Below are 1,774 nucleotides of genomic sequence, written 5' to 3'. Positions count from 1 at the left end.
CGCCCACGTGGAGCTGATGCTGGCCGGATGAGCGGCCGGGCAGCGCCCCCGGGCACACGCCGACGGCGCCGCACCCCTCGGAGGGGTGCGGCGCCGTCGTCGTCGGGGCGGGTGGGGTCAGTACCCGCCCGAGGTGGCCGCGGCCCCGGCGAAGACGATCAGCAGGAGGAAGAGCAGGATGCCCAGCGCGAGGAACGCGAGGCTGAGGTAGTTGGTCACGAGGCCGGCGATCGCGAAGCCCCGGCCGCGGGGCTCGCGCTTCAGGCCCATGTGGCCCAGGACCACGCCCACGATGGGCGGCACGACGAGGGTGAAGCCGCCGATCACGGACAGGATGCCGACCACCATCGAGGCGATGGACAGGCCCGTGCCGGACTGGTCGGCCGAGGCCGGGGCGTGGCCGCCCCCGGTGTACACGGGCTCGCCGTACGCGGGCTGGGCGTAGGCGGGCCGGCCGTGGGCGTCGGCCGGGGCGGCCCCGTACGCCGGGGCACCGGTGCCGTACAGGCCGGCGGCGGGGCGGGCGGCCTCCTCGGAGTAGGACGGGGCCTGGGCGCGCGTGGCCTCCTCGTCGGCCGCGGCGGACTCGGCGTACCAGGACGTGGACGAGCCGGTGCGCTCAGCGGCGGGCTGGTCCGGCCAGCCGCCCTCCGACGGCGTGCCGGCCTCCCGGTCCTGGGGGTGCCGGCCGTGCGGGTCCTGGTCGTGGGGGTGGGCCATGGGGTTCCTCTCCTGGGCGGGGGCGGTCCGTCGCGGTCTCCCGCGCGGGAGCCGCGTCTGTGCCGAGTCTAGGCGCGCGCCGACGTCCCGGGCAGGCCGGTCAGCCCTCGGCGGAGGCCTCCTCCAGCAGGTCCCGCAGGAAGCCGGCGAACCCGCCCGGGGTGCGGCCCTCCAGCCGGGAGGAGGTGTGCACGCGCACCCGGTCCGTGGCGAGCACCCGGTCCTCGCCCAGGGCCCGCACGGCCTCGGCCAGGCGGACGTCCTCGTGCTCGGACACCGCGGCGAACCCGCCGGCCCGCTCGTAGAGGGCCCACGGCAGGCCGAGGTTCGCCCCGTGCACGTGGGGGTGGCCCTCCCGGTGCTCGTAGTCGGCGCGCCAGCTGCGAGCCAGGTCCTCGTCCGCGTGCGCGGGCAGGTCCACCGTGCCGAGCACCAGCACCTGGCCGTCCGCACGACGCCGGGCGGCCAGGGCCGGCTGCCCCACGAGCCAGTCGGCGGGCACGCGGGTGTCCGCGTCCGTGGACCCCAGCCACAGCGCCTCGGCCGGCACGTCGGGGAGCAGCCCTCGGGCGTGCCGGGCGGCCTCGGCGCGCGCCCGCCCCACCCCGCCGGCGCCCGGGGCGAGCTCGAGCACGTGGATCCGGGGGTCGCGGGCGCGGGCGGCGCGGGCCGCGGCGAGGGTGGGGGCGTCGTCGTCCGGCACGGCCACCACCGCGACGGCCGAGCCCTGCGTGTGCTGCGCCTCCCAGCGGTCCAGGGCGGCGGAGAGCCCGGCGAGGGAGTCGGGCAGGTGCTCGGCCTCGTCCTTGGCGGGCACCACCACCACGGCGTGCGTGGCGGCCGAGGCGCGGGTGTGCACGGACAGGCGCAGGTCCGCCTCCACGTGCTCGGACAGCAGCCGCCACCGCGGGTCGGCGGCCACCCGGTCGTGCACCGCGTCCCCGTCGAGCGGCCAGCCGGTGATCGGCTGGCGCCAGTGGCACAGCAGCAGCTCCCCGCCCGGGCCCAGGGAGGCGTCGGCGGCGTCCACCAGCGCGTCGAGCTCCTCGGGCTG

General features: G+C 78.7%; 2 protein-coding genes. Both read right to left on the bottom strand.

Going from position 1 to position 1,774, the window contains the following annotated elements; genetic code table 11:
- Positions 1–117: 117 nt before the first annotated feature.
- The gene (locus tag Q4D18_RS06575; protein ID WP_303126704.1) at positions 118–720 is read right to left on the bottom strand and encodes a DUF4190 domain-containing protein; all 603 of its coding nucleotides are present in this window, start codon (positions 718–720) and stop codon (positions 118–120) included.
- Positions 721–820: 100 nt separating this feature from the next.
- Positions 821–1,774: glycosyltransferase (locus Q4D18_RS06570; RefSeq protein WP_303126703.1), on the bottom strand; the 954-nt coding region annotated here is incomplete at its 5' end.

It is taken from the genome of Micrococcus sp. (assembly GCF_030523875.1).
Taxonomy (GTDB): Bacteria; Actinomycetota; Actinomycetes; order Actinomycetales; family Micrococcaceae; genus Micrococcus.
The sequence above is the reverse complement of the archived record's forward strand: the minus strand, read 5'-3'. Positions and strand labels throughout refer to the sequence as shown.

What these genes read in the sequence shown, in the direction of transcription:
- Q4D18_RS06575 (WP_303126704.1), bottom strand. Translation starts at nt 720, where the DNA reads ATGGCCCACCCCCACGACCAGGACCCGCACGGCCGGCACCCCCAGGAC.